Source organism: Holophagales bacterium, from assembly GCA_016699405.1.
Classification (GTDB): Bacteria; Acidobacteriota; Thermoanaerobaculia; order Multivoradales; family JAGPDF01; genus JAAYLR01.
This window is the reverse complement of record CP064972.1, coordinates 1,457,501-1,482,958: the sequence shown is the minus strand read 5'-3', so window position 1 is coordinate 1,482,958 and position 25,458 is coordinate 1,457,501. Positions and strand designations below refer to the sequence as shown.

Below are 25,458 nucleotides of genomic sequence, written 5' to 3'. Positions count from 1 at the left end.
GCCCCGGGACCAGCCACTTCGATTCGTTCTTGCTCGTGCCACTCCGGGATGGAGAATCACCCCCCCTTCAAGGATTCTGATCACAAAGTCTGCCGCGTCCAGCTTCTCTCGTCTTCGAGAAAAGGCAGGGTCGCAGGCGAATTCTTGCCGATAGTACCCAAGACTCAGAAGCTCCGTCAATGCCCCCCATCGACGGCGGGCGCCTTGGCCGTTGCCTTCCAGGCTTGGATCCCTCCACCGTTGAGGCACTTGGTCGGATCGGCGAATCCGGAGACTTCGCCCGCGAAAGCGGTCACGAGCTCCTGTCGCCCATCGCCGTCGAGATCGCCGAGCTCCACGTGCGATCCGCCGCACCCTTTCCAGACCGTGATCTCAGGAGACGCCTCCCGTACCGCCCCCCCCTTGCCGTCCCCGAGCAGAACCAGCGTCGCGCCTTCGCCGCGCAGGGCGACGACATCGGCTCGACCATCCCCGTCCAGGTCGCCCACCGCCAGTGCCGAGAACCCTTCTCGAGAGGCCTCTCCGATGAGTTGATGACGCTCCCAATGATCGCCCCGGTTGAGATAGGCGTCGATTCCGGAGGTCCACTTCTTTCCGAGGAAGGTCAGGTAACCGGCGACGATGTCGAGCCGGCCGTCGGCATCGAGATCGCCGAGGGCGACGGCACGAACGTAGCTCTCGTCCGGCAGCGGATCGAGGGTCTGGGTGATCCAGGATCCATCGGGCTGACCGAGATTGATCAGGTCCTCTCGGCCCTGGATCCCCGACGCGGTCACGACATCGGCGAGCCCGTCGCCGTTCACGTCGCCGACCGCCAGCGAGTTGCCGAAGATGTTCCCGTCGACCATGCCGTGGTCGATGCGCTTCCAGGTCCCGTCGCCCTGATTGAGGCTGACGACCACTCCATAGGACTCCGACTGGCCCACGCGGGGTCCGTCGGAAGAGGCCGCCATTCTCGGCCCCTCGCCCAGGGTCACCAGGTCCGGCCTCCCGTCACGGTTCCAGTCGACCGCCGCGATGGCTCGCGAAGCGAAGCCCGCTGCCGCACCGCCACGACCCGGGACTTCGTACGGCAATCCACCGCTCCAGCTCTCGTAAGCACCTGACTTCTTGTCACTGGCGAGCACCATCAGGCCTTTGATGTGCATCGCCAGGGCGATGTCCGGAAGGCCATCCCCGTTGAAGTCCGCGACGGCAACGTCTCCGTAGTCATACGACAAGCGAGGAAAGACCGAGGGAAGGCGCTTCCAATTCCCCTTGCCGTCTCCGGCGAAAACCACCGGCGGTCCGGCGATCTTTCGCGCCGGGCCGTGGACGATGTCCAGCTTTCCGTCCTGGTTGAAGTCGAAGAGGCGGAAACCCTCCCGCCACTGCCCTTCTTCGGGAAGTCCCGCCCCGACGTTGCGGAACTCGAGCCGGTCCACTTCCGGAACCTCCGGACGGAGCGAGGCGAGCAGCCGGGCCTGCTCGGCCGGGTCGATTCGCCGCCGGCCGGGGCCGGTCGCCTCGGTCGTCGGCCGATACCACTTGATCAGGTAGTTCTCGCGGTCCTGACCCACCAGGTCCGCCTCCATGTTCCATCGCAGCTTGAGCAGCTTGCCTTCGACACCGATGACGAACGGGTCGGACTTCGGAATCTTGTGCACGAAGTACTCCCGTCCGCTCTCGTCTTTCAGCCACTTGCCGTCGGGCGGCTCGATCGGCTGCGCCGGCTGCTCGCCACCTGGCATCAGTGCGGCCTGGGACATTCCGAAGTGGGGCTGCGGGGTGGCCGCCGACGGCGCTGGCACCGCGGTCGCAGCTTTCGGCGGTTCATCCCCGGCAGCCGGAAGCGTCACGACTCCGAACGACAGGATGTTCGCCACGACGGCCAGGGACAAGCGGTAGGAGAGACGGTGCGACATCGAGAGCTCCCTCGTATGAGATGGCTGGCTGGAGAGGCCGGCGGTACCGGCGGCTTCCAGGAGATGCAAAGGGCAAGCCAGCACCCCATCAAATCTCGTCGGAGAAAGAGGGGCGCAGCCGTCGGAAGAGGGCCGCGCCGGCCGAGAACGCCAGCGCGGCCGAGAACGCCAAGACCGTCAGGGCCCGCCACGTCGGCATCGGTCCGCCCAGCAGCGCCGACCGATAGAGTCCGACCAGGGCGACGAGCGGATTGAGCTCGAGCCATCGGCGCCACGACTCGGGAACCATCGTCAGCGGGTAGACGATCGGGGTCAGGTAGAACCACCCCGAGAGCACGATCGAGACGAGCTGCGACGTGTCGCGAAAGAAAACGTGCACGGCCGCCAGGATCAGCCCGAGCCCCAACGTCAAGCCGCACTGCAGGATGACTGCCGGCACCAGCCAGTAGGCCTGTCGCAAGTCCCCCTCTCCCAGGACGAAGAGCGCTAGGCCGAAGACGCTGGCAGCAATGCCTTCGTGAACCAACGCGGCCGTCACCGGCGCCCCGACGAGGACCTCGCTCGGGAAGCTCAACCGCTTGACGAGCGTCGCGTTGTCGGTGACGGCGGTGGTCGCCCGAACGATCGCCTCCTGGACAGCGATCCAAGGGAGAAGCCCGGCGAAGAGGAAGATGGCGAATCGTTCCGTCCCTTGACCGGCCAGGGGCACCCGCATGACCCAGGAGAAGACGAAGGTGAACAAAGCGAGCTGCCAGACCGGATGCACGAAGGACCACAGGACGCCGAGGGCGGAGCCCGCATATCGTGATTGCAGGTCGCGGCGGACGAGCTCGCGGAAGACGAATCCGTGGCGGTGAATGGCGTCGAGAAAAGACATGAGCGCTCTGCTCAGCCTACCCCAGGCAATTCCTTGACACGACGTAGCGGCGCCGCTACTGTGCCAGAACGGCGCAGACGACGTGCAAGTTGGCCGGTTCGCCGAGGAGTCAAGGTGTCCCACGACCCGGACGATCGCGATGCGTTGCTCGGCACGACCTTGCGACGACTTCGCAGAGAACGGAAGCTCGAGGTGGCCGACGTCGCTGCCCGGGCAGGCCTGTCGGTCGTCGAACTGACCCGGCTCGAGCGCGGGACCTATCGCGTCGGGCTCGACACCCTGGTGCGGATCCTCTCGGCTCTGGGAGCCGAGCGCGAATTGGCCGCCGCGACGAACCCCGGCCCGACCGATCCACCGCCCGGCCGATCGACCGGCGCTGGCGGAGATCCCGATGCCGACGAGAGCGCCCCGCCCCGTCGCCGATCCCGCCCGGCAGGGCTTGGCGAACCCTTGACCTTGTTGTAATCTGACGGGCATGAATCTCATCGAGAGCCTCAACGACCTCGAGACGGCCCGCCCCCTCTGGATGGCGGCCGCGGAGGCCGGCGATCTCGACGAGGCCCGGCGCCTGGTCGATCTGGCTTGGGACTGGGCGAGCACGCACGGCAGCCCGGACGTCCGCGACCGACTGCTCTGCAACCGTGCCGCCCTCGCGCTCGAGCTTGGCGACGGCCAGGCCTTCGTCCCGGACCTGCGCGAGCTTCTCTTGCGCAGCAGCGACCGGGTGAACTGCCGGCTGGCTTCCTACACGCTCTCGCGCGCCTACGAGATCCGTCACGACTCGCGCAAGGCGGCCTTCTACGCCCGGATCGCCCGCGATGCTTCCGAGCTCCTCGGCGAGCCGGAGTGGATTGCCTCGAGTTGCAACCAGCTCGGCAACCTCCTGGTCGCGGAGAATCAGATCACCGAGGCCGCCACGCAGTACGAGCGTGCCCTGGCCGTGATCGGTGAGCGCTCACCCTTGCGGCGAGCCGTCTCGCTCTACAACCTTGGATACTGCCGCGTTGCCCTCGGCAGCGCCCGCGACGGGCTCCGCCTGCTGCTCGCCAGCCAGCGAGCCCTGCGGTCGCTCGGCGCCGAGCGCCATCAGGTGCTCTGCGGGCTCGATCTGGCGTTCGCCTGGCTCGAGGCCGGACGGCCTGACCGCGCCACTCGCCACGCGTCCCGCTCTCGTCAGCTCGCCACCCGTCTCGGCGAGACGGAAGCTTCGAAGAACGCGACCTATCTGCTCGGGCGAGCGGCCCAGGCTCGTGGCGACGAAGCTTCGGCTCGGCTCTTCTTCCGGCAGCTTCAGAGCGAGTTCTTCCCGGACGCCGAATACCTCTCCGAGCTGTTGATCCGCCACGACGTCCTCAATCTGGTGAATCTCCGAGGTTGATCGTGACGCGCCGCGGCCTTGCTCCCGTTCTTCTCCTGACCGCGCTTGCGGCGCCGGCGTTCGCCGAAGGCGCGCCTTCGCGGCTCGTCACGTCCGCGGGAGTCGTTCTCGAGGTCGGCAATGCGCAGGTGGTCGTGCCGGGCGGTTCGGGAGAGCCCGCGCACCCCGCCCTCTCGATGACCCTCTCGGTCCCCGGAGCTGCTCCGGCGACGCAGATCGTCCCCGGTACCGAGTCGGCCGCGACGGATCGACTGATCTCGGTCTCGCTCGCTGCTGATGGCGTGCGTGCCGACCTTCTCTGGATGAGCCAGGAGAGCGGCAACCAGCGCCGGTTCGTGTCCCGCATGGTTGACATCGAGTTCGGCACTTGGCTCGAGCCTCGCGACTTGCTGACCGCCGAGCTGGCCGCCGGAGCGCCCGAGCCGACCTGGATCCTGACGCGCGACCAGTATTCGGTCACCGCCGAGGACGGCAGCGACGTCCGCCGCCATTCGCGCGAAGTGGCCCACCTCTTCTGGTGGGCGCCGGGAGCGATTCGACCGAGCCTGCATTACGCGCCCGTCGTCCTCGTCGACGGCAAGCCGATCGGCTCTCCCCGCGTCTTCGCGCTCGACGAGCTCGATCAGGCGAGCGCTTTCGGCGCCCCGCCGGCGAGCGCCCTGTTCAGCTCCCTGGCGGTACAGCGCAACGGCGACGAACCCCGACTCGGCCTGATCTTCCTGAGCCCGCAGAGTGGGCGGTTGCTCGGCGTCGAATTGCAGGTTCTTCCCGGCGAGTTGTCGATCCTTGCCGATCGAGCCCGCGGCCATATCATCGACCTCGGCGCGACTCTCTACCCGGGTCAGATGAACACGTTGGCCGACCGGGCTCGCGGCCACATCATCGACCTCTCGACGCTGCTCCATCCCGCGGCGGCGCAGTTCGCCGCCGACGGGGTCCGCGGTCTCGTCGCCGGCTACGACACACTCGGCGGGCTCAACACCCTTGCCGAGCGCGCCCGGGGGCACATCATCGACCTCGTGTCGACGCCCGTTCGCGGCGGTGTCGCTACGGAAGTCCCGGCCACTTCGGTCGCGACGTTCGAGCTTCCCGAGATGGCGACCGACGGCTCGGTCGCGCTATCGCACCTGGTGCGTGCTCGCGCGCTTCACTCCTGGGCCATCCCGAGCGAGATCACCGTCGACGCCGAAACACGATCGCTGATTTCCGCCCGGGGAGACGCGGCGATCCTGGCGTGGCAGAGCGGAGACGGTTCACTCGCTTTCGTCGAGAGCAATGGCGAGAGCTTCGGCACGGTCCGCCATCTCTCACTCGCGACGATGAGCTTCGAGTCGGCCGTGGCCACGCTGCAGGACCGGCTCGGCGGCCGCTGAGCTCTCGCTACCGGCTCCCCGGTTTCCCGTTTCGCTCCAATTCGTCCAGGCGCGTCGCGCCCGGCTTTCGCGACAACAGCCAGCACTGACGCTCTCGTCGTCACCTCATCCCGGGCTCGCCACGACGCGACGACGCGTCTCATCTGCCCCAGCCCGCTAGTCGAGAAGCTCCAGGCCAGTCGCAGAGGGTTCCGCGGCGAGGACCTCGCCCCCCGCCGCCGTGCAGGCCTCGCGAACCGCGGCCTTCCGTTCGGGAGGCGCCAGGACGGCGATGCAGCCACCGCCACCAGCGCCACAGGCCTTCCCGCCCCAGGCGCCGGCCTGTCGCGCGACGGCCAGCAGGGTCTCGAGCTCGGGGGTGGAGACCCCGGGTGCCAGACCACGGCGGGCGTCCCACTCTTGCGTCAGTAACTCTCCACACCGGGACAGGTCGCCCGACCGCAGGCACTCGCCCATCGCGACGGCAACCTCGGCGATCCGGTCGAGGCGGGCCGTCACGTCCTGCTCTCCGTCCAGTCGGCGTCGAACGATCCCCCAGTTTGCACCGGCCGAGAAATGGCTATGCCCGCAGTAGGCGACGACAAGGCACGCCGAGAGGTCCGCGAGGTCCACGGGGATCGGCACGATCTCGGCTCCGCCCGGTCGCTGACGGATCTCCAAGGCTCCTCCCAGCAAGGCAGGGAGATGGTCCTGCATGCCGGTCGGCAACGACATGAGGCGGGCCTCGAGGTCGCGCGCGACCGCTGCGATCGCGGTGGGTGAGGGCAGCTCGCGCCCCATCGCGTGCCAACCCGCTGCCAGGAGCCCGACCGTGACCGCCGAGCTCCCCCCCAGGCCCGCCCCACGTGGCGAGCGCGTTCGGATCGTCACCTCGACCGGCGGAGCCTCCAACCAGGAGAGGACCTCTCCCACCAGGCGAGTCTGCGGCTCTTGGAGCAGCACTTCCACGTCGCCGGCTTCGATGATCGGAGCGCCCTCTGCACCGTCGACGCGGAAGCCTCGGGCAAGTGGCCGAAGTCGGATCTCCACCGACAGGTCGATGGCGACGTTGACCGTCCGTGCCCCCCGGTGCAGGAGTCCGAGCGGCCAGATATCCAGGGTCCCGCCTGCCAGATCGACCCGGCAGCGCGTTCTTGCTCGCGATGGTTGCATGTTCGGCTCGATGGTCAGAGGTGAGGCTTCAGCGGCTGCCCGCACGACCCGTCGGTTCGCGCCCCCCGGTGGCCTGCGCCGGCGAAGGCACGGTCCCGGCGCTGGCAAGCGTCGCCGTGCCGACCGTTGTCGCTGCGCGCTCGGCGAAGCTCACCCGCATCGCATCGCGCGCAGCGAGGAACTCGGGCAGCTTGGCGAGCGGCACGGGGTCTGCCGGAACCCGGTTGAGAGAGAGCGGATCGATCCAGCGCCCGTTCTGCTGCACGCGGTAGTCGAGGTGCGGCCCCGTCGCCAACCCCGTCGACCCGACGTACCCGATCACTTCGCCCTGGGCGACACGGCTTCCGACGGTGACACCCGCGGCGAATCGCGAGAGGTGAAGGTACCCGGTGAGGAACCCGTTCGGGTGGCGAATCTTCACCGTCTTGCCCCCGCCGCCGTCCCAACCGACGAAGGCAACGACGCCCGCAGCGGTCGCTCGCGCCGGGGTGCCTTCCGGAGCGCCGTAGTCCACCCCGTAGTGCGGCATGGCGACCTTCAACACGGGATGGAAGCGTCGCGAGGAGAATCGCGACGTGACCCGGGAGTAGGGGATCGGCGACCGCAGGAACATCTTCTGCAGCGGGCGACCCTCCGCGTCGAAATACTCCCCGGAGCCGAAGCGATAGGCCTCGAGGGTTCGACCGCGGTTCGTGTAGCGAACCGCCAGGACGTTGCCAAGTGAATAGGGCTTGCCTTCCAGCAGAATCTGTTCGAAGAGGATCTCGAAGCGATCCCCGCGTCGCAGGTCGCGGTTGAAGTCGAGATCCCATTGCAGGACCTCGGCTACCGCGTAGGCGAGATCGCCTGGAGCCCCCGCCTGCTCGACCGCCCCCTCGAAGGCTCCGTTCACCTCGCCCTGGATCGCCCGACGCTCGACCGTCCGCGAGAAGGCGCGCCAACTGCCCTTCCAACCCTCGCTCGCTCGTTCCGCGGAGAAGACGCCGCGGCCATCGATTTCGAGCTCGAAAGAGGTCGGGTGGCGATCCGCGTCGAGGCCGGCGGCCCATCGCGTACCGTCAGGAAGCTGGCGCAGGTCGACGAAGCTCGCGGAGACGGCGACGAGCGCTTGCGCCTCGCTCCCGCTCAGCCCGAGACCCCGCAGCACTTCGGCGACGGTCTGACCACGTCCGAGACGGGCTTCCTGGCGATGAACCGAAAGGGGGCGCTTGCTCAGCCGCTCGACCATCGCGGGGACTCGGCTTGCTGAGCGCATTGCCGCGACATCCCCGGCAATTCCGGGCGCCGGAGAAGAGCCCACGTCGGCAAGGCCACCAAGGACGACCGCGGACGCCGGCAGGAAGAGACCGAGGAGCCTCCCGGCCAGCGTTTTCCCCCAAGGCTGCGGCATCGGCGTCAGATCCTCCAAGGGGCCGTCGGTCGACCCGCGGCGAACCGGGAGAGCTTAGCACCGCCGCGGACCCGGCGGGATCGAGAATGCCAATGGCGACGGGCTAGGGGACGTGCTCGGAGAGAACTTTGTCAACGTCCGGGGGGAACTTCCCACTGTAAGCCACCTGCCCGTCGCGGAGCACGAGAAGTCCCGGGAGGTTCGTGACACCGAACGCCTTGGCGAACTCGCCGTCCGGATCGAGATAGACGGGAGCCCGCAGGTCCTGCTCCTCCGCGAAGATACGCGCCGCGTCCTTCTCCTCCTGGAAATTGACGGTCACCACCCGCGCCCTGCCCGACCACCGCTCGACGAGACCGTTGGCTTGGACGCCCACGTCGCGACAGCGAGGGGACCACGATGCCCACACCACGGCGATCGTCACGCCCTGGGAGACCTGGGCGCCGCCGAGCTCGGTCCCATCCAGTCCGACGAGATGGAACGCAGCCGCGGCACCGGCTACCGGCCTGCCGAGAAGGGTCACCAAGAGGGCCAGCGAGAGCCCAATCCGTTTCACGCGGGCAGTCAGTCGTTCAGCGCTCATCGTCCTCCCCTGCCTCGCTCGCCAGCCGGCCCGCGAGGAGCCCGAGCAGTCGCGAGCGCAGATGCGCCGGAGCGCAGTCGCGACGACACCGTTGTCGCAACAGCGCACGCAGCCGGATAGCTGCCTCGAGCTCACGCGCGCACTGCGGGCAGATCTCGACATGGCTGCGAAAAGCGACCTCGACCGCGCCGGCCACCTGCCCATCGGCGAACAGGAAGATGAAGCGCTGGACTCGCCTACAGTGCATGGAGTGTCGGTTGCTTCGAGTTCCGGTTCTTGCGGTCGGGTCCGTCCGTTCTAGTGAACCCTCGACGGCCGCCGGCTATTCCTTGCCGGTACCGGCGGGGTCGCCTGCCCGACCTGCGGCGGGGTCCGCACGCGTCTTGAGCTTGCTCGGCTCGACGTCTCGCAGGTAGCCGTGCTCGCGGGCATACCGCAGCATGTCGCTTTCGAGCTTCTTGCGGCCACGGTAGAGGCGGCTCATCACTGTGCCCACCGGAATGTCGAGAATCTCGGCGATCTCCCGGTAGGCAAACCCTTCGACATCGGCGAGCAGCACCACCATCCGGTAGTCGGCGGGAAGCCCGTCGAGCGCGCGCTGGACATCCTCGTCGAGGACGTTCTCGAGCGCCTCTTCCTCGGGGTTCTTGATCTGGCGGAGCGCCTCGTCGCTGACCTCGCTCTCGAAGGTCTCCTCGATCTCGGCGAAGTCGCTCGCGGGGGGCGCCAACTGGCGCTTCCGGTATTCGTTGATGAACGTGTTCTTCATGATCTTGAAGAGCCACGCCTTGAGGTTCGTCCCGGGCTGAAACTTGTCGTAGTGGCGGTACGCCTTGAGGTAGGTCTCCTGGATCAGGTCTTCGGCATCCTGCGGATTGCGCGTCATGCGCAAAGCGGTGTTGTACAGGGCATCGAGAAACGGCATCGCAGCCGCCTCGAAGGCATCCTGGTCACGGCGCAGCGCCGATTCGTTCGCGTTCACCCGGCTCGCATCCTTGGGACCGATCCTACCCCCTCTCCGTACCTACGCACGAAGGGTGCCATCGTCTCACTGGGCGCACTTCGGCGACCGCAACGGAGGGAGCCGTTGCAGCGTCGGGGATCGGTTCCGGGATCCCTCAGACCCCAGCGGTCAGGGAACCGGCAGGGCGGCGGAGCGGGCCAGGTCGATTAGCGGTCCGGGATACAGGCCCAGCACCAGCGTCACGAGGACGCATACGGCGATCGCCGCAGCCAGCGACGAGGACTTGAGTGGGCGGGGCGTGGCGTCCGTCGCATCCTGCTGATACATCGCGACGACCAGGCGGAAGTAGTAGTAGAGGGACATTGCCGACGTCAGCACGCCGATGACGGCGAGCCAACCCCAGCCTCCCTGGATCGCCGCCGCGAAGAGGTAGAGCTTGCCGACGAAGCCGCCGGTCGGTGGGATGCCGGTGAGCGCGAGCAGGAAGACCACCAGCGTGGCGGAAAGGAAGGGCGCGCGGCTGGCGAGGCCGGCGAAGTCCTCTGTGGTCTCTCCGGCGTACTCTCCCCGCTCGAGAAGGATCACCACGGCGAAGACACCGAAGGTCACGAAGACATAGGAGGCCAGGTAAAAGAGCACCGCCCACGATCCGATCGCATTGGTCGCCACGATCCCCATGAGGATGTAGCCGGCATGGGCGATCGAACTGTAGGCGAGCATCCGCTTGACGTTGCGCTGGGTCAGTGCGGCGACGTTGCCCCAGACCATCGTCGCGGCCGCGACCACCGCCAGGACCGACTTCCAGTCCGCGGCGAGGCCGGGCAACCCCTGGAAGAGGATGCGAACGATGACGGCGAAGGAGATCGCCTTCGAGCCGGCCGCGAGGAACGCCGTCACCGGCGTCGGAGCGCCCGTGTAGACGTCGGGAGTCCAGACGTGGAAGGGGACCGCCGCAACCTTGAAGAGCAGGCCGGCAAGCATCAGGAGCCAGCCGAAAGCGAGGACGCGATCGCCGCCGCCGGCCGACGTCGCCGCCGCCAGACGGTCGAGCTGGAGCGTGCCGGTCGCCCCGTAGACGAGCGAGATGCCGTACAGCATCACCCCGCTCGACAAGGCGCCGAGGACGAAGTATTTGAGGGCGGCCTCGTGCGAGCGCGTCTGGCTGCGGAAGTAGCCGGTGAGCACGTAGCTCGCCAGTGCCATGAGCTCGAGCGAAATCCAGATGGCGAGGAGGCTGTAGCCACTCGCCATCCCCGCCATGCCGGTCGACGCAAGAAGCAGCAGGGCGTAGTACTCCCCCGGACGCTGTCCCCCCTCCTCGACGAAGCGAAGGGACACGATCGCGGCGAGCGCTCCGCCGAGGATCACCAGTCCCTTCCAGAAGAGGGCGAACGGGTCGATGGCGAATCCGCCGTTCAGGATCAGTCGGCCGGTCGCATACTCCGGCCTCACGATCGCCAGGGCCACCGCCGCCGCAGCGAAGCTGGCGAGTGTCGCTCCCGCAGCGATGCGGTGCGAGAGACCACGCCCGATCACGCCGGCGAGGAGCAGGACGCAACCGCAGACTGCGAGCAGGATCTCCGGCGCCAGGGCCGCGAACTCCGCTGCGGGGGGAAAGGGGCTCACTTGGCCTCCTTCTCCGTCGCCGGGGCAGTGACCGACCCGGCATGCGCAGCGAGCGCCGGATCGAGCTTGGCGACGACATAGGTCACCGGCTTGTCGAGCACGTCGAAGAGCGGTCGCGGATAGAGACCGATCCAGAAGCAGAGGAGGACGAGCGGAACGAGGTAGAGCCACTCGCGGCGGTTGAGGTCGGCGACGCCGCGGTTCTCCGGATTCGTCAGCGGCCCGAAGAAGACCCGCTGGTACATCCACAGCATGTAGGCCGCCCCGAGGACGATGCCGATCGCGGCGCACACGCCCCACCACCAGACGCGGTTGAAGGCGCCGACGAGGATCGTGAACTCACCGATGAAGCCGTTGAGCGCCGGCAGCCCGATCGACGACATCGTGATGATGAGGAAGATCGTGGCGTAAGCCGGCATCTCCTTCGAGAGGCCACCGTAGTCGGCGATCATGCGGGTGTGCCGCCGCTCGTAGACGATGCCAACGAGAAGGAAGAGGGCGCCGGTCGAGATGCCGTGATTGATCATCTGCAGCACGCCACCCTTGATCCCGGGCCCGTTCAGGGCGAACAGCCCGAGCATGACGAAACCGAGGTGGCTGACCGACGAATACGCCACCAGCTTCTTCATGTCCTTCTGGGCCATGGCGACGAGCGCCCCGTAGATGATGCCGATGATCGACAGGCCGGCCATCCACGGGAGAAGGGCCACGGTCGCGTTCGGGAGGATCGGTAGCGAGAAGCGGACGAAGCCGTAGGTCCCCATCTTCAGCAGAACGCCCGCCAGAATGACCGAACCGGCGGTGGGCGCTTCGACGTGGGCGTCCGGCAACCAGGTGTGGAAGGGGAACATCGGCACCTTGATCGCGAAGCCGACGAAGAAGGCGAGGAAGATCCACCACTGGAGATCCGCCGGAATCTGCGCCGCGATTTCGTGGAACTTCAGGATCGAGAACGTCTGGGGATTGCCCAGACCCTTCCAGCCCAACAGCCCCTGGCCGTTGAAGAAGTAGAGCGCGAGGATGCCGAGCAGCATCAGCACCGAGCCGACCAGGGTGTAGAGGAAGAACTTGATCGCGGCGTAGAGCTTGCGTGGGCCGCCCCAGATGCCGATGAGGAAATACATCGGCACCAGCATGACCTCCCAGAAGACGTAGAAGAGGAAGAAGTCGAGCGCCATGAAGACGCCGAGCATGCCGGTCTGCAACAGCAGCATGAAGGCGTAGTACTCCTTCTCGCGCTCGTGAATAGCGGACCACGAGGAGAGGAAGGCCAGGACGCCGAGCAGCGTGGTCAGCAGGACGAGGAGAAGGGCGATACCGTCGATGCCGAACTGGTACCGGACGCCGATCGCGGAGATCCAGGGAACGTCCTCGACGAACTGGAAGAGCTCTCCGCCGCGGTTGAACGCGAACCAGAGTGGGAGGGACAGCAGGAAGTCGGCGAACGCCACGGCGGTGGCGAAACCGCGGATGCGCCCGGTCTGCTCCTTGGGAATCAGAAGCAACGCCAGCGCTCCCGCCAGCGGCAGGTAGGCAATCAGGCTGAGGATCGGAACTTGATGGACCCAGTCGAACATTTCGTCTCCCCGCCGGTCAGCGCATCACGATATAGAGACAGACCAGCGCCACCACGCCGACGGTGAGCGCGAGCGCGTACTGCGAGAGCAGCCCGCTCTGCGCCGAACGCAGGGCGCGCGAGCCCTGGCGCGACAGCCAACCGACGAGGTTGACCAGTCCGTCGACTACGTATTTGTCGAAGAAACCCGAAACCATCGAGACGGCGACGGTGACGTGCCGCGCTCCGTTGACCAGCAATCCGTCGATGAACGAGGCGTCGAAGCGATGGAGCCCGGCGGCCGTCGCCCAGGTCGCCCGGACGATCGTCGCGTCGTAGAGCTCGTCGACCCAGTACTTGTTCTCGAGGGTGCGCTGGACGGCCGGGAAGGCCGCCTTGAACGCGTCGTCGGCTGCCACGCCGCGGGTGCCCCACAGACGCCGCGCGATCCCGATGCCGACGACGGCAACCGCTACCGACACGGCGATCAGCACCCACTTCAACGCGTGCGACATCGCATGCTCGCCGCCGTGCTCCGGCACCTCCGCGATCACCGGCCCGAGGAAGTGGTGCAGCCAGTTCACGTCCTTGCCGAACGTCATCACCGCCGGGATCCCGACCCAACCCGCCACCACCGCACCGACCGCCAGGATCATCAGCGGCACCGTCATCACCTTCGGCGACTCGTGCAGGTGGTGCGCCTGCTCGTGCGTCCCGCGGAACTCCCCGTGGAACGTCAGGTACACCGCCCGGAACATGTAGCACGCCGTCAGCCCCGCCGTCAGCAGACCCACCGTCCACAGCAGATAGTGCCCGCCGCCGAACGCCCCGGCCAGGATCTCGTCCTTGCTGAAGAACCCGGCCAGCGGCGGAATCCCCGCGATCGCCACCGTCGCGATCAGGAACGTCCGGTAGGTCACCGGCAGGTGCTTGGCGAGCCCGCCCATCTTCTGCATGTTCTGCTCGCCCGACATCGCGTGGATCACCGAGCCCGAGCCGAGGAAGAGCAGGGCCTTGAAGAACGCGTGCGTCCCCAGGTGGAAGATCGCCGCCGTGTACGCCCCGACTCCCGCCGCCAGGAACATGTACCCCAGCTGCGACACCGTCGAGTACGCCAGCACCTTCTTGATGTCGTTCTGCGCCAGGCCGATCGTCGCCGCCATCAGCGCCGTCGCCGCCCCGATCCCCGCCACGAACAGCGACACCCCGGGCGCCAACTGGTAGAGGACGTTCATCCGCACCACGATGTAGACGCCCGCCGTCACCATCGTCGCCGCGTGGATGAGCGCCGACACCGGCGTCGGGCCGGCCATCGCATCCGGCAGCCAGACGTAGAGCGGGATCTGCGCCGACTTGCCCATCGCGCCCACGAACAGGCAGAGCGCCACGAAGCTCGCCAGCGACAACCCCAGCAGGTACGGCGACGTCGCCTTCTCCGGGTTCGCCGCCACCGCCTCGATCACCTTGCGGTACTCCAGCGTTCCGTACTGCGACACCAGCGCGAACAGTCCCGTCAGGAAGGCGAAGTCGCCCACCCGGTTGACGATGAACGCCTTGCGCCCCGCGTACGGCGGAAACTCCTGGTCGTAGTAGAAGCCGATCAGCAGGTACGAGCAGAGCCCCACGCCCTCCCAGCCGACGAACGTCACCAGGAAGTTGTTCCCCAGCACCAGCAGCAGCATCGCCCCCATGAACAGGTTCAGGTAGGCGAAGTAGCGCTGATAGCCCTCCTCGTGACCCATGTAACCCACCGAGTACACGTGAATCAGGAAGCCGACGAAGGTCACCACGAACAGCATCACCGACGACAGCGGGTCGAGGAGGAAGGCGAACGGGATCTGCAGGTCGGCGAGGACGCCACCGCCCAGGCTCACCAGGCCCGCGGGGACCCAGGACCACAGGACGAGCTCGAACGGCTTGCCGCCGGCGAACGCACCGTTCGTCAGGTAGCCGCCGATCGAGGCGAGCGCTGCCAGCAGCGACAGCCCGACGCTACCGCACGCCACGGCCGTCACACCGCGCTGAGAGATCCGTCCCTTGAGAAGGACGCCGTTGGTCAGTGCACCGAGAAACGGCAGAAGCGGGACCAGCCAGAGGAGCTTCTCCATCGGCTAGCCCTCCAACTCGCGCGCTCGATCGAGCTCGGTCGTCGACCGGAGCCGGTAGAGCGCAAGGAGGAGTCCGAGTCCGACGGCTGCCTCGCCGGCGGCCACGGCGATGGTGAACACGGCGAAGACCTGCCCGGTGAGGTCGGAGCGCTCGAAGGAGAACGCCACCAGGTTCAGGTTCACCGAGTTGAGCACCAGCTCGATCGACATCAGAACGGTGATCAGATTTCGGCGGGTGGCGATGCCGAACAGGCCGAGGGCGAAGAGGATCGCCGAAAGGGCAAGATAGTGGCTCGAGCCGATCTGCCAGAAGCTCATCCCTTCCTCCCCAGCACGACGGCGCCGATCATCGCAACGAGCAGAAACACCGAGGCGATCTCGAACGGCACCAGATAGTCCTTGAAGAGGACCCAGGCCACGGCTTCGGAATTGCCGGCCGTCGCTCCGGCGATCGACCGGAGCGAAGTGGAGGCAGCAACGGTCGGCACGGCCCGCGGAGCCTGGGCGAGCGCCCAGACGATCAGCCCGACGAGGAGGGCGCCGACCACCGCGGCAAGCGGTGCGGTGCTGGCGAACATGCGCGACTCCTGGAGCCGGTGCAGATTGACCAGCATGATCACGAAGAGGAAGAGCACCATGACTCCTCCTCCGTAGACGAAGATCTGGACCAGGCCGACGAACTCGGCGTGGCGCAGCAGAAACAGTGCCGCGACGCCGAGAAAGGCGCCGAGCAGCGAAAGCGCCCCGTACATCGGGTTGCGCAAGGTCACCACTCCGACTGCCCCGGCGAGCACCAAGCCCGCGAAGAGGTAGAAGAGCAGCGCCGAGCCGTGGGCGACGAGGAAACTCAAATTGTCCCCCTCCTCGCAGTCCTCAAGAGATCTCGTCGTCGGTGTACGACGGACGGACGCGCCAGCCCTCGAGTTGCGCCATGTCCACGTAGAGGTTCTGCCAGCGGTTGTAGCTCGCCAGCTCGTAGGTCTTGGTGGTCAGCCAGATCGACTTGGGCTCGGTCGGGCAAGCTTCCTCGCAGAGGCCGCAGAACATGCAGCGCTGCAGGTCGATGTCGAACCGGTCGAGGACCTTCTCCTTCTTCCCGGTCTCCGGATTGGCCACCTGCCGCCAGTCGATGTAGATGATGTCGATCGGGCAATCGCGCGCACAGAGCGTGCACTTGATGCAGCGCTCGGCATCGAGCCGAAACATGCCGCGGAAGCGATCGGCCGGCTCGAGGCGCTCCTCCGGATACTGAACCGTCTCCGTCTTGCGGAACAGGTGGCGGAAGGTGACGCCCAGGCCGGCGAAGAGGTCGAGCAACAGGAACCGATCGAGAAACCGCTTCATGGCGCTCATCTCACGCGGCTCCCTTGAGCACCACCACCAGCGCGGTGACCAGTAGATTGACCAGCGACAGCGGAATCAGCCACTTCCACCCGAGATCCATCAGCTGGTCGAACCGGTAGCGCGGGAACGTGCCGCGGAACCAGATGTAGACGAACAGGAACCCGGCGAGCTTCAGACTGAACCAGACGACGCCCGGCACCACGTCGAGGAAGGCCAACGCCTGCCAGCCCGGGAACGGCCGCAGCCAGCCGCCGAGGAACACCGTCGTGGCGATCGCCGAGACGACGATCATGTTCGCGTACTCGCCGAGGAAGAAGAGGGCGAAGCGGACACCGCTGTATTCCGTGTGGAACCCGGCAACCAGCTCCGACTCGGCCTCGGGCAGGTCGAACGGGTTGCGGTTCGTCTCGGCCACGCCGGCGACCAGATAGATGAAGAAGGCGATGATCTGCGGGAAGACGAACCAGATCCGCATCTCGCGCTGACTCTCGACGATCTGCACCAGCGACATCGAGCCGGCGAGCATCAGCGGCCCGACGATGGCCAGCCCCTGGGGCACCTCGTAGGAGATCATCTGCGCCGCGGACCGGAGCCCGCCGAGCAACGAGAACTTGTTGTTCGACGACCAGCCGCCGAGGATGATGCCGTAGACGCCCAGGGAGGCGAGCGCGATGACGAAGATGATCCCGACGTTGATGTCGGTGAGGAACCAGGAGGGAGCCCCGGCCCCCGCACCCGGCGGACCGTAGGGCACGATCGAGAGGATCACCAGCGCAGGAACCACCACGAGGCAGGGAGCGAAGACGTACGCCCAGCGCACCGCGCGGTTCGGGAAGGCGTCCTCCTTGATCAGCAGCTTCACCACGTCGGCGATCGGCTGCAGGAGTCCCCACCAGCCGACGCGGTTCGGCCCGAGGCGAACCTGCAGGAAGGCGAGGATCCGCCTTTCGGCGAGCGTCAGGTAGGCGATCAGCGTGAAGGTCGCGAGGAGAATGACCACCAGCTTGACCAGCGGGGCCACCACCCACGAGAAGAGATGCGGGTCGAAGAGCTGCCGAAGCGAATCGATCCAGCCCCACATCAGCGGTCCACCTCTCCGAGGACGATATCGACCGTTCCGATCAGGGCCACGAGATCGGCGATGAGCATTCCCTGCGCCATCTCCGGCAGCACCTGCAGGTTCATGAACGACGAGGGGCGGACGTGGCAGCGATAGGGATTCGCCGTCCCGTCACCGACGATGTAGAAACCGAGCTCGCCCTTCGGCCCCTCGACCGCGTGGTAGACCTCCGTGTCCAGGGCCGCCTTGAGAACCCGCGGTCGCTTGGCCATCACCGGGCCACCCGGCATCTTGTCGAGACACTGCCGGACGATCCGCGCCGACTGCCGCATCTCGACCATGCGCACCAGGTAGCGATCGTACGTGTCGCAGTTCTTGCCCACCGGGATGTCGAACTCGACTTCCGGGTAGGCCTCGTAAGGCATCGCCTTGCGGATGTCCCACGCGATGCCGCTGCCACGCAGCATCGGCCCGGTGACGCCGTACTCGATCGCCGTCTCCGGCGACAGCACGCCGACCCCGACGGTCCGCCGTTTCCAGATGCGGTTCTCGGTGAGCAGCTCTTCGTACTCGTCGACTTTCGACGGGAAGTCGTCGATGAACTCGCCGCAACGGTCGATCCAGCCGACCGGCAGGTCGTAGGGCTGGCCGCCAGGACGCATCGAGTTCAGCGTCAGGCGCGCCCCGCAGTACTGCTCGAAGAGGTCGAGGATGATCTCGCGCTCGCGGAAGCAGTAGAAGAACGGCGTCATCGCGCCGATGTCGATGGCGTGCGTCGCCAGCCAGATGAGGTGGCTCGAGATCCGCTGCAGCTCGCAGAGGATCGTGCGGATGTAGCGCGCCCGCGGCGGCGGCACGAGGCCGACGAGCTTCTCCACCGCGCCGACGTAAGCGAGGTTGTTCGTCGCCGAGGCGACGTAGTCCATCCGGTCGGTGTGCGGCACGTTCTGGAAGAACGGGTGGAGCTCGAAGAGCTTCTCGGTGCCGCGGTGCAGGTAGCCGATGATCGGATAGCAGTCGACGATCCGCTCGCCGTCCACCTTGAGCTTGAGCCGCATCACCCCGTGCGTGGCCGGGTGCTGCGGGCCGAAATTCAGCTCCATCTCCCGCAGGTTGAAGAGGGTTTCGTGCGCTGGAGTGGGCTCGCTCATCGGGATCGCTTTATTGGCCCTGCGGAGAGCCGGCACCAGGAGTCGAGGAGGCCTGCTCCCCCGCCGCCGAAGCGCCGGCGACCGGCGCAGGCTCGGGTGGTTTCTTCGGCTTCCAACCGGTCCCGGCTCCGGCAGCCGGGCCCTGGCGGGCGTCGTAGTACTCGGGATAGATCGCCGCGCCGGTGTCGATGCCCTCGATGGGGAAGTCCTTGCGCAACGGATGGCCGTTGAATCCTTCCCAGAGCAGGATGCGCGTCAGGTCGGGGTGACCTTCGAAGAGGATCCCGAACATGTCGTACGCCTCGCGCTCCGGCCAGTTCGCCGCCTTGAAGACGCCGCTGAGACTGGGCACGGGGGTGGTCTCGTCGGTGCCCGTCTTCACGCGGACGCGGCGATTCGTCTTGAAGCTGTAGAGGTGCGCCACCACCTCGAAGCGTGCTGGCCGCTTCGGAAAATCGACGCCGCAGAGATCGACCAGCAGGGTGAAGGCGTGGTCGCGCTTGAGCGTCGCGCAGATCTCGCGGAAGCTGTCCCGCTTGACCGCCAGCGTGAGGTCGCCGGCGTAGGTACGAGCCAACTCGACCGCCTCGGGGAAGCGCGAGCGCAGGTCTTCGACGATCGGATCGGCGGCCGCATCCTCCCACTTGGGGGCCACCGGCTCCTTCTCCCACACGGCGAGATCGACGGCGGGCTTGGCGGCCTCGGGCGCTGGCGTCGCCGGCTTTTCGGCTTCGCTCACGATGCCACCGCCCGATCCGCGGGCCCGACCGGCCGCGCGCGCATCCGGTCGATCTTGCGCTGCAGGTGGAGAAGTCCCCACATGAGGGCCTCCGGACGGGGTGGACAGCCCGGAATGTAGACGTCGACGGGGATCACTCGATCGACGCCCTGGGTCACGGCGTACGTCCGGTAGGGGCCGCCGCAGGTCGCGCAGGCGCCCATCGCGATCGACCACTTCGGCTCCGGCATCTGATCCCAGAGTCGACGGATGACCGGCGCCATCTTCTCGGTCACCGTGCCGGAAACGATCATCAGGTCGGACTGCCGCGGAGTCGAACGGAAGACCTCCGCGCCGAAGCGCGACATGTCATGGCGCGGATCGAGGACGGCCATCATCTCGATCGCGCAGCAAGCCAAGCCGAACTGCATCGGCCAGAGCGACGAGCGCCGCGCCCAGTTGTAGAGCCGCTCGTAGCTGGCGGTGACGACTCCTGCTTCGCCGGTCATGCCCAATCGAGGGCTCCTCGCTTCCAGATGTAGGCGTATCCGACCACGAGGATAGCGAGGAAGATCACCATCTCGATCAGGCCGAAGAGGGCGAGTCGATCGAGCATCACCGCCCAGGGGAAGAGGAAGATCGTCTCCACGTCGAACACGACGAAGAGGACGGCGATCATGTAGTAACGCAGCGAGAAGCGATGGTCGTGCGCGAAGCTGTCCGGCTCGTTGCCGCACTCGTAGGGCTCGCGGTTGGTCAGCGGCGAGTTGCGGTGCCGCATCAACCTCCCGACGACCAGGAGAATGACGACGATCAAGATCGCGACGACAGAGCTGACGAGAATTGGGACGTAGTGACCCACAGGTCTTCTTCTCTTTCGGCCGCGTGAACACGCGGCGCGGGGAATTGTAGCCGAAGCTTCGCGCGAAGCAAAGGGCGGTCAGCGTGCCGCGAGCAGCGGCACGTCGAACAGGGCGGCGACATCCGCTCGCCCGAGCCCGCGCGACTGCACGAGCACCAGCGTTTCGACGCCCGGCCCTTCGAGGTCGAGAAGCGCCATCGCCTCGGCACGAGCGCGCGGCTCGGCGTCGTCGAGGTCGCGGAAGAGTCCGCAGGCCACCAACCAGTTGGCCAGCCGGGTCACCGCGATCGTCTCGAGCCCCTCCGCTTCGCCGACGGCCCGCAGGAGATCGAAGTCGACATGCGCGGTGAGGTCCTGCATCCCCGGCTCGGCGAGGGCGTCGCGATGGACCCGATGCCGGCGATAAGCCGCGAGCGTTCCGTGCGGGCGAGCTCGCGCGTCGTAAAGGCGGCCTTCAGCGAATCCGTAGTCGCAGGTCACGACCAGGCCAGCCCCCAATCGCCGCGCCAGCTCGCGGTAGAGCGGTGCCCATCCGGGCGAGACGTCGGCGACCTGCCCAGGCAGGAGCCTCGCGACGACATCACGCAGCTCGTCACCCGGGCCAGGCGACGCCAGCGCCGCCTCGCGATAGGCGAACGAGCCGTCGTCGGCGAGCGTCACGAAGAGCTCACGCGGACCCTCGGCGCTGCCGACGACGCGGCGGATCGGCAGAGCGTCGAAGAGCTCGTAGGAGAAGACGAGCCCGCGCACCGATCCTGGCGCGATCGGCGCCAGATCTCGCCAGGTTGCGATCGGCTCCGGCGCACCTCGCCCGTTGCGGTCGACACCGCAGAGGCGCGCTCCGATGGCCTGGCTCGCCACCTGTCGCAGATGGGTGGCATCACCGTAGCCCACCTCGAGCATCTCCATGGGACCGAGCATCTTGCCGGCGAGTCGCTCGAGCAGCCGAGCGGTGCAGCCGCCGAAGAGCGGCGAGAGGGACGGGGCCGTGATGAAGTCGCCGCCCGCACCGACGGGGAAGTCCGCGCGCCGGTAGTAGCCGTCTTCGCCATAGAGCGCCTCTTCCATGAAGGCCGAGAAGGGGATGGCTCCCTGCTCCCGAATGCGATCGCGGAGGCGTTCGGCAACGGTTCCCATCGGGCGAGTCTACGAGAGTCGCGTGCTAGACTGCCCGGTCGATGGCCGGGTTGGCCCCCACCGCATCCAGCGAACGACTTCTCGCTCTCGTCGACCGGCTCGCCGGCGAGCGCGTTCTCGTGCTTGCCGACTTGGTGCTCGACCGCTTCCTGACCGGCACGCCCAAGCGGATCAGCCGCGAGGCACCGGTGTTGATCCTCCGTTACGAGAACGAGGCTCGCGTTCCCGGCGGCGGGGCGAACGCGATCGCCAACATCCGGGCGCTCGGCGGTGAGCCGCTGCCGGTCGGAGTGGTGGGCGACGACGAAGCCGGAGCCGCTCTGGTGGAAGAGCTGGCCTCGCGCGACATCTCCACCGAGGGGATCGTCGTCGTATCCGGCTATCGGACGCCGACGAAGACACGCATCCTTGCCGGCTTTCCCCACGGCAGCAAGCAGCAGATCGTGCGCTACGACGTCGAGGACGAGCTCGCACCCGCTCCGGAAATCGAGGGTCGGATCGCTGCCGCACTGGCGACCTTCGCCGATCGCTGCCGGGTCGCCGTGATGAGCGACTATGGCTACGGAACTGCGCGGCCGGAACGGGTGCCGACGGTTCGCCAGGCGCTCTGCGCCGACTCTCGGATCGTCGCCGACAGTCGCTATCGGCTCTCGGCCTTCGCCGGTCTCGACGGCGCCACCCCGAACGAAGAGGAGACCGAGGCTCTCGCCGGTAGCCGTCTACCCACCGATCCGGGTCAACTGGCCGAGGCGGTCGAGCGACTGCGTGTCCGGCTCGGCTCGGCGTTCCTCCTCGTCACGCGGGGCAGTCGGGGGATGCTCCTCGCCGACGCGCGCGGTCAGCTCACGGTGCCGGTGCACGGCACGAATCAGGTCGCGGACGTGACCGGAGCCGGCGACACGGTGATCGGGACGTTCGCCCTGGCGCTCGCCGCGGGGGCCGACCCGATCGAAGCTGCCCTGCTTGCCAACTACGCCGGCGGCGTCGTGGTGATGAAGATGGGAACGGCCACGCTGGATCGGACCGAGTTGGTGGCCGCGATCGAAGGAGACCGTCGACCGCTGACGGAGGCGCGATGGGTCGCCTGGTAAGCCTCGAGGAGCTCGAGGCCGCTCTCGCTCCGCTGCGCCGCGCCGGCCGCAAGGTGGCCTTCGCCAACGGGCATTTCGACCTCGTCCACGTCGGCCACCTGCGCTACCTCGCGGCCGCCCGGCAGGAAGGCGACCTGCTGGTCGTCGCGATCAACGACGACGCCTCGGTCGCCCGGCTGAAGGGTGCGGGGAGGCCGATCGTCCCGGCCGAGGAGCGCGGCGAGTTGCTCGCCGGCTTCTCCGTCGTCGACTTCGTGGTCGTCTTCTCGGGCGACAGCCCTGCGCCACTGCTCGCGCGGCTGCAGCCGGACGTGCACTGCAAGGGCACCGACTACGGGACGCCCGAGCGCGTCCCAGAACACGCCACCGTTCGCGCGTACGGTGGCCGCACGGTGCTGGTCGGCGACCCGAAGGATCACGCCACCAGCGACCTGATCGCCAGGGTCCGCGCCCTGCCGTGAGCGCACCCCTCCGGGTCCTGCTCGTCCGCACCAGCTCGCTCGGCGACGTCGTCCACACCCTCCCCGTGCTTTCGGCGCTGCGCCGCTCCTGGCCTTCGGCTCGCATCGCCTGGGTCGTCGAGGAGGCCTACGTGCCGATGCTCGAGGGTCACCCCGACCTCGACGTGATCCTCCCGGTCGCGCTGCGGCGCTGGCGCCGATCGCCCTTGCGGCGGCAAGTTCGGGAAGAGGTGGCCACTGCGCTCGCACGCCTGTCCGACTTCGGCGCCGACCTCGCGCTCGATCTGATGGGGAGCTTCAAGGGTGCGGCACTGGCCGCCGCCTCCTACGCGCCGCGGCGCATCGGCCTGCGTTTCGCGGATCGTCGCGAGGGTGCGAGCGCGCTCTTCATCAACGAGCCTTGCCCTGCACGCGGGGCGCATGCGGTCGAACGCCAGCTGTCGCTGCTGCTCCACCTGGGCATCGGGTCCACACCGGTCGTCTTCGAGGGTGAGAAGCTCTTTCGCCGCCACGGCGCGTCGCTTCCCCCAGAGGCAAGCGGCGAACCCTTCGTCTACATTCACCCCGGCGCGGCCTGGGGAAACAAGCAGCTACCTGCTTCGACGTGGCGAGCGGTCGCAGTGCTGCTCCGCCGGCGGCTCGGTTTGCGCGTGCTGGTGGGTGCGGGCCCCGGAGAGGAGGATCTGGCACGCGAAGTCGCAGCGCACGATGGCGCCGAGGTCGTCGGCGCCCGGTCGCTCGCCGAGCTGGGCGCGGTGGCGCGGCGAGCCCGGCTCTTTCTGGGCGGCGACACCGGTCCGGTCCACCTGGCTCACGCGCTGGGTACTCCGGTCGTGTGCGTGATGGGACCAACCGACCCGGAGCGGCACGGACCGTATGGGTCGCCTGCGTCGGTCGTGAGCCTGGGACTCCCCTGCAGCCCCTGCCATCGACGCATGGACGATTCGCGCGCCTGCCTCGTGGGCATCCGACCCGAGCAGATCGCCGACGCCGCAGTGCGCCTTCTCGCACCGCGTCGTGAGGTTTGACCCCTCTCGAAAGGCACTGCTAGACTTGAATTTAGCGTTCGATGCTCGGCCGCCGAGCCGTTCTTCCTCCCGGCCCCGCGGGCGCCGGAAACGGACGGTTTCGCGGCGGGAAATGGGTGACCATGGCAAGTAATCGGCTCGGGGATCTTCTCGTCCAGTCCGGCAAGATCACGCAGCAACAGCTGCAGCAGGGTCTTGCCAGCCAGAAGGACAAGGGCGGTCGGCTCGGCTCGAATCTCGTCAAGCTCGGCATCCTCAACGAGAAGGAGCTCGTCGAGTTCCTTTCCCAGCACTTCGGCGTGCCCGCGATCGATCTCAACCGGGTCGAGATCGACGAGGGCGTGATCAAGATCATCCCCGCAGACGTCGCCCGCAAATACACGATCCTCCCCGTCACCAAGGTCGGCGCCAAGCTGACCATCGCGATGATCGACCCGACGAACGTCTTCGCGATGGACGACATCAAGTTCATGACCGGGTACAACGTCGACCCGGTCGTGGCCTCCGAGACCTCGCTGCGCACGGCGATCGACCGCTACTACGGGTCGACCCACGCCATCGAGCTCAAGAAGGTGATGGAGGACCTGACCGAGCCGACCGACGCTTCGCTCGAAGTGCTCGAAGAGGAGGAGGACCTCGACCTCGCGGCGCTCGAGAAGGAGTCGGAGGAGGCACCGGTCGTCCGGCTGGTGAACATCATCCTGACCGACGCGATCAAGCGCGGCGCCTCCGACATCCATATCGAGCCGTACGAGAAGGACTATCGCGTTCGCTACCGCATCGACGGTGTGCTCTACGAGATGATGCGCCCGCCGCTGCGTCTCCGGGAAGCGATCACCAGCCGCATGAAGATCTTGGCGAAGCTCGACATCGCCGAGAAGCGGCTGCCCCAGGACGGACGGATCAAGATCAAGACCCGCATCCAGGACCGGGTCAAGGACCTCGACTATCGCGTGTCCGTTTTGCCGACGATCTTCGGCGAGAAGGTCGTGCTGCGACTGCTCGACAAGGACAACCTGATGCTCGACATGACGAAGCTCGGGTTCGAACCCGACTCGCTCCGTCGTTTCGAGCATGCGATCCTGAAGCCGTTCGGCATGGTCCTCGTCACCGGGCCGACCGGTTCCGGCAAGACGAATACGCTTTACTCCGCCCTGCAGCGGATCAACACCCCCGAGGTCAACATCATCACAGCCGAGGACCCGGTCGAGTTCAATCTCGCCGGCATCAACCAGGTGCAGATGAAGGAGCAGATCGGGCTGAATTTCGCCACGGCCCTGCGTTCCTTCCTCCGGCAGGACCCGAACATCATCCTGGTGGGCGAGGTTCGCGATTTCGAGACCGCCGAGGTAGCGATCAAGGCCGCGATGACGGGTCACCTCGTGCTCTCGACCCTCCACACGAACGACGCGCCCTCGTCGATCAACCGACTGATGAACATGGGGATCGAGCCGTTCCTGGTCGCGACGTCGGTGCACATGATCGTGGCGCAGCGTCTGGTGCGGCGCGTCTGTTCGTTCTGCAAGGAGCCGGCCGAGGTTCCGCCGGCGGCGCTCATGGAGGTCGGATTCTCCGAGCGCGAGTCGCGCACGTTGAAGCTCTTCCGCGGCCACGGCTGCGAGCGCTGCAGCAATACCGGCTACAAGGGGCGCGTCGGACTCTACGAGGTGATGGAGGTCACCGACGACGTGCGGGA

At 67.2% G+C, this 25,458-nt stretch carries 26 protein-coding genes (1 of these 26 running past the window's edge); 7 read left to right on the top strand and 19 right to left on the bottom strand.

Annotated elements, in window-relative coordinates:
* Positions 1–176: 176 nt before the first annotated feature.
* A complete protein-coding gene (locus tag IPJ17_06405) occupies positions 177–1,904 on the bottom strand; it encodes a VCBS repeat-containing protein (GenBank protein QQR75203.1) in 1,728 nt (575 codons plus the stop codon).
* Between the two features lie 88 nt (positions 1,905–1,992).
* Positions 1,993–2,781 carry an ABC transporter permease gene (locus IPJ17_06400; GenBank protein ID QQR75202.1) on the bottom strand — a complete coding sequence of 263 codons (789 nt, stop codon included), beginning with the start codon at positions 2,779–2,781 and terminating at the stop codon, positions 1,993–1,995.
* A 114-nt stretch (positions 2,782–2,895) separates the two neighbouring features.
* Here IPJ17_06400 and IPJ17_06395 point away from each other — a divergent pair, with 114 nt between their 5' ends.
* The 3 genes from IPJ17_06395 to IPJ17_06385 are packed head-to-tail and all read left to right on the top strand — an operon-like array spanning position 2,896 to position 5,532.
* Positions 2,896–3,246 (top strand): helix-turn-helix transcriptional regulator, encoded by a 351-nt coding sequence (locus tag IPJ17_06395; protein ID QQR75201.1) that lies wholly within the window; start codon positions 2,896–2,898, stop codon positions 3,244–3,246.
* Positions 3,247–3,256: 10 nt separating this feature from the next.
* Positions 3,257–4,159, top strand: a complete 903-nt coding sequence (locus tag IPJ17_06390; protein ID QQR75200.1) for a hypothetical protein — start codon at positions 3,257–3,259, stop codon at positions 4,157–4,159.
* 2 nt (positions 4,160–4,161) lie between these two features.
* Positions 4,162–5,532, top strand: a complete 1,371-nt coding sequence (locus IPJ17_06385) for a hypothetical protein (GenBank protein ID QQR75199.1) — start codon at positions 4,162–4,164, stop codon at positions 5,530–5,532.
* A gap of 156 nt (positions 5,533–5,688) precedes the next feature.
* Here IPJ17_06385 and IPJ17_06380 read toward each other — a convergent pair whose 3' ends face one another.
* From IPJ17_06380 to IPJ17_06300, 17 genes are all read right to left on the bottom strand, one after another.
* Positions 5,689–6,684 (bottom strand): hypothetical protein, encoded by a 996-nt coding sequence (locus IPJ17_06380; GenBank protein QQR75198.1) that lies wholly within the window; start codon positions 6,682–6,684, stop codon positions 5,689–5,691.
* 28 nt (positions 6,685–6,712) lie between these two features.
* On the bottom strand, positions 6,713–7,912 hold the full coding sequence (locus IPJ17_06375) for a peptidoglycan DD-metalloendopeptidase family protein (protein ID QQR75197.1): 1,200 nt from the start codon (positions 7,910–7,912) through the stop codon (positions 6,713–6,715).
* A 265-nt stretch (positions 7,913–8,177) separates the two neighbouring features.
* Entirely contained in the window at positions 8,178–8,657 is a 480-nt protein-coding gene (locus IPJ17_06370; GenBank protein QQR75196.1) for a TlpA family protein disulfide reductase, read from the bottom strand.
* Complete coding sequence (locus IPJ17_06365) at positions 8,647–8,904, bottom strand: zf-HC2 domain-containing protein (protein ID QQR75195.1); 258 nt, start codon at positions 8,902–8,904, stop codon at positions 8,647–8,649. Before IPJ17_06365 ends, IPJ17_06370 begins: the two co-directional genes overlap by 11 nt.
* Before the next feature lie 75 nt (positions 8,905–8,979).
* Positions 8,980–9,582 (bottom strand): sigma-70 family RNA polymerase sigma factor, encoded by a 603-nt coding sequence (locus IPJ17_06360; protein ID QQR76106.1) that lies wholly within the window; start codon positions 9,580–9,582, stop codon positions 8,980–8,982.
* A 207-nt stretch (positions 9,583–9,789) separates the two neighbouring features.
* Positions 9,790–11,247: an NADH-quinone oxidoreductase subunit N gene (locus IPJ17_06355; protein ID QQR75194.1), complete on the bottom strand. Its 1,458-nt coding sequence runs from the start codon at positions 11,245–11,247 to the stop codon at positions 9,790–9,792.
* Positions 11,244–12,824: an NADH-quinone oxidoreductase subunit M gene (locus tag IPJ17_06350; GenBank protein ID QQR75193.1), complete on the bottom strand. Its 1,581-nt coding sequence runs from the start codon at positions 12,822–12,824 to the stop codon at positions 11,244–11,246. Before IPJ17_06350 ends, IPJ17_06355 begins: the two co-directional genes overlap by 4 nt.
* 16 nt (positions 12,825–12,840) lie before the next feature.
* Positions 12,841–14,910 carry an NADH-quinone oxidoreductase subunit L gene (gene nuoL / locus IPJ17_06345; GenBank protein ID QQR75192.1) on the bottom strand — a complete coding sequence of 690 codons (2,070 nt, stop codon included), beginning with the start codon at positions 14,908–14,910 and terminating at the stop codon, positions 12,841–12,843.
* 3 nt (positions 14,911–14,913) lie between these two features.
* Entirely contained in the window at positions 14,914–15,213 is a 300-nt protein-coding gene (gene nuoK, locus IPJ17_06340; protein QQR76105.1) for an NADH-quinone oxidoreductase subunit NuoK, read from the bottom strand.
* Positions 15,214–15,224: 11 nt separating this feature from the next.
* On the bottom strand, positions 15,225–15,761 hold the full coding sequence (locus IPJ17_06335; protein ID QQR75191.1) for an NADH-quinone oxidoreductase subunit J: 537 nt from the start codon (positions 15,759–15,761) through the stop codon (positions 15,225–15,227).
* 22 nt (positions 15,762–15,783) lie between these two features.
* The gene (locus tag IPJ17_06330; protein QQR75190.1) at positions 15,784–16,263 is read right to left on the bottom strand and encodes an NADH-quinone oxidoreductase subunit I; all 480 of its coding nucleotides are present in this window, start codon (positions 16,261–16,263) and stop codon (positions 15,784–15,786) included.
* Between the two features lies 1 nt (position 16,264).
* On the bottom strand, positions 16,265–17,335 hold the full coding sequence (gene nuoH / locus IPJ17_06325) for an NADH-quinone oxidoreductase subunit NuoH (protein ID QQR75189.1): 1,071 nt from the start codon (positions 17,333–17,335) through the stop codon (positions 16,265–16,267).
* A complete protein-coding gene (locus IPJ17_06320; protein QQR75188.1) occupies positions 17,335–18,465 on the bottom strand; it encodes an NADH-quinone oxidoreductase subunit D in 1,131 nt (376 codons plus the stop codon). The genes nuoH and IPJ17_06320 overlap by 1 nt, the downstream gene beginning before the upstream one ends.
* Positions 18,466–18,475: 10 nt before the next feature.
* Positions 18,476–19,120 (bottom strand): NADH-quinone oxidoreductase subunit C, encoded by a 645-nt coding sequence (locus IPJ17_06315; GenBank protein QQR76104.1) that lies wholly within the window; start codon positions 19,118–19,120, stop codon positions 18,476–18,478.
* An 80-nt stretch (positions 19,121–19,200) separates the two neighbouring features.
* Positions 19,201–19,692 (bottom strand): NADH-quinone oxidoreductase subunit B, encoded by a 492-nt coding sequence (locus IPJ17_06310; protein QQR75187.1) that lies wholly within the window; start codon positions 19,690–19,692, stop codon positions 19,201–19,203.
* On the bottom strand, positions 19,689–20,045 hold the full coding sequence (locus IPJ17_06305; protein QQR75186.1) for an NADH-quinone oxidoreductase subunit A: 357 nt from the start codon (positions 20,043–20,045) through the stop codon (positions 19,689–19,691). The genes IPJ17_06310 and IPJ17_06305 overlap by 4 nt, the downstream gene beginning before the upstream one ends.
* A gap of 78 nt (positions 20,046–20,123) precedes the next feature.
* Positions 20,124–21,182 carry an SAM-dependent methyltransferase gene (locus IPJ17_06300; GenBank protein ID QQR75185.1) on the bottom strand — a complete coding sequence of 353 codons (1,059 nt, stop codon included), beginning with the start codon at positions 21,180–21,182 and terminating at the stop codon, positions 20,124–20,126.
* 50 nt (positions 21,183–21,232) lie between these two features.
* On the opposite strand from IPJ17_06300, the gene IPJ17_06295 reads away from it, so the two are divergent.
* The 4 genes from IPJ17_06295 to pilB all read left to right on the top strand — a co-directional run.
* Complete coding sequence (locus tag IPJ17_06295) at positions 21,233–22,273, top strand: hypothetical protein (protein ID QQR75184.1); 1,041 nt, start codon at positions 21,233–21,235, stop codon at positions 22,271–22,273.
* Positions 22,258–22,734, top strand: coding sequence for an adenylyltransferase/cytidyltransferase family protein (locus IPJ17_06290; GenBank protein QQR75183.1), 477 nt, complete (start codon positions 22,258–22,260; stop codon positions 22,732–22,734). The genes IPJ17_06295 and IPJ17_06290 overlap by 16 nt, the downstream gene beginning before the upstream one ends.
* Complete coding sequence (locus IPJ17_06285; GenBank protein QQR75182.1) at positions 22,731–23,762, top strand: glycosyltransferase family 9 protein; 1,032 nt, start codon at positions 22,731–22,733, stop codon at positions 23,760–23,762. Before IPJ17_06290 ends, IPJ17_06285 begins: the two co-directional genes overlap by 4 nt.
* Positions 23,763–23,884: 122 nt before the next feature.
* On the top strand, positions 23,885–25,458 hold the 5' portion of the coding sequence (pilB, locus tag IPJ17_06280; GenBank protein ID QQR76103.1) for a type IV-A pilus assembly ATPase PilB. Its footprint extends 145 nt past the window's final position; 1,574 of the gene's 1,719 nt are visible here — the first part of the coding sequence; its start codon is at positions 23,885–23,887; the stop codon falls past the right edge of the window.

What these genes read in the sequence shown, in the direction of transcription:
- IPJ17_06350 (QQR75193.1), bottom strand. Translation starts at nt 12,824, where the DNA reads ATGTTCGACTGGGTCCATCAAGTTCCGATCCTCAGCCTGATTGCCTAC.
- IPJ17_06380 (QQR75198.1), bottom strand. Translation starts at nt 6,684, where the DNA reads ATGCAACCATCGCGAGCAAGAACGCGCTGCCGGGTCGATCTGGCAGGC.
- IPJ17_06390 (QQR75200.1), top strand. Translation starts at nt 3,257, where the DNA reads ATGAATCTCATCGAGAGCCTCAACGACCTCGAGACGGCCCGCCCCCTC.
- IPJ17_06330 (QQR75190.1), bottom strand. Translation starts at nt 16,263, where the DNA reads ATGAGCGCCATGAAGCGGTTTCTCGATCGGTTCCTGTTGCTCGACCTC.
- IPJ17_06300 (QQR75185.1), bottom strand. Translation starts at nt 21,182, where the DNA reads ATGGGAACCGTTGCCGAACGCCTCCGCGATCGCATTCGGGAGCAGGGA.
- IPJ17_06400 (QQR75202.1), bottom strand. Translation starts at nt 2,781, where the DNA reads ATGTCTTTTCTCGACGCCATTCACCGCCACGGATTCGTCTTCCGCGAG.
- IPJ17_06375 (QQR75197.1), bottom strand. Translation starts at nt 7,912, where the DNA reads ATGGTCGAGCGGCTGAGCAAGCGCCCCCTTTCGGTTCATCGCCAGGAA.
- IPJ17_06320 (QQR75188.1), bottom strand. Translation starts at nt 18,465, where the DNA reads ATGAGCGAGCCCACTCCAGCGCACGAAACCCTCTTCAACCTGCGGGAG.
- nuoH (QQR75189.1), bottom strand. Translation starts at nt 17,335, where the DNA reads ATGTGGGGCTGGATCGATTCGCTTCGGCAGCTCTTCGACCCGCATCTC.
- IPJ17_06365 (QQR75195.1), bottom strand. Translation starts at nt 8,904, where the DNA reads ATGCACTGTAGGCGAGTCCAGCGCTTCATCTTCCTGTTCGCCGATGGG.
- IPJ17_06370 (QQR75196.1), bottom strand. Translation starts at nt 8,657, where the DNA reads ATGAGCGCTGAACGACTGACTGCCCGCGTGAAACGGATTGGGCTCTCG.
- nuoL (QQR75192.1), bottom strand. Translation starts at nt 14,910, where the DNA reads ATGGAGAAGCTCCTCTGGCTGGTCCCGCTTCTGCCGTTTCTCGGTGCA.
- IPJ17_06360 (QQR76106.1), bottom strand. Translation starts at nt 9,582, where the DNA reads ATGCCGTTTCTCGATGCCCTGTACAACACCGCTTTGCGCATGACGCGC.
- IPJ17_06310 (QQR75187.1), bottom strand. Translation starts at nt 19,692, where the DNA reads ATGACCGGCGAAGCAGGAGTCGTCACCGCCAGCTACGAGCGGCTCTAC.
- IPJ17_06405 (QQR75203.1), bottom strand. Translation starts at nt 1,904, where the DNA reads ATGTCGCACCGTCTCTCCTACCGCTTGTCCCTGGCCGTCGTGGCGAAC.
- IPJ17_06290 (QQR75183.1), top strand. Translation starts at nt 22,258, where the DNA reads ATGGGTCGCCTGGTAAGCCTCGAGGAGCTCGAGGCCGCTCTCGCTCCG.